A 745-nucleotide genomic window follows, 5' to 3' on the forward strand; every position below is an offset into this window, starting at 1 on the left:
CCCTCACGCTCACCGAAGGCGTCCTTGTGCTGGTTGCGCAGTCGCACGACCTCGGTGACATCGACCTCGTGCACCTGCGTGAGCTGCGCCGAGACCTCCAGCGACTCGGTGAGGCGCTTGGCGATCGTCTTGCGCAGACGCGAGAGCTTCTCGGTCTTGCCACGCAGTGCCGACACCTCGGTGCTCGGAGCCGGTGCGCTGCTCGACGGAGCCGAGGACGCCGCGGCGGGCTCGGGCTGCTCGGCCTTCTTGGCCGCATCGAGCACGTCCTGCTTGCGAATACGACCGCCGACGCCGCTGCCGGTGAGCGACGTCAGGTCGACGCCGTGCTGCTTGGCGAGCTTGCGGACGATCGGGGTCACATAGCCCTCGTCACCCGACGACGAGCCGGAGGACTCCTCGGCCTTCGGCTGCTCCTGAGCGGGCTTCGGCTCCTCGGCCTCGGGCTTCGCCTCGAGCTCGGGCTCCGCCTGCGGCTTGGCCTCGGGCTCCGGGTTCTCGTCCGGCTGCTCCTCGGGCTCCTCTTCAGGCTCCGGCTCCTCGGCGGGCTCGGAGGACTCGGCCGGAGCGGCACCCCCCGAGCCGACGCCGGCGCGCCCGGCGCCGACCCCGACCGGCCCCTCCCCCCCCCCCCTGCACCCCCCCCGGGCGCCGGCCGTCGGGGCCCGGAGCCCGGTGTCGACCGTGGCGCTTGAGGCCTCCCGACGGCGCCATCGCGAGCCGGCTCGTGCCGCGCCACGCCTAG

The 745-nt window shown here is 74.0% G+C and carries 1 protein-coding gene; it reads right to left on the reverse strand.

The annotated features are described in order from the left end of the window. Positions 1-745: E3 binding domain-containing protein (locus BHE97_RS19955; RefSeq protein WP_170931525.1), on the reverse strand; the 745-nt coding region annotated here is incomplete at both ends.

This window comes from Aeromicrobium sp. PE09-221 (genome assembly GCF_002174305.1).
Taxonomy (GTDB): domain Bacteria; phylum Actinomycetota; class Actinomycetes; order Propionibacteriales; family Nocardioidaceae; genus Aeromicrobium.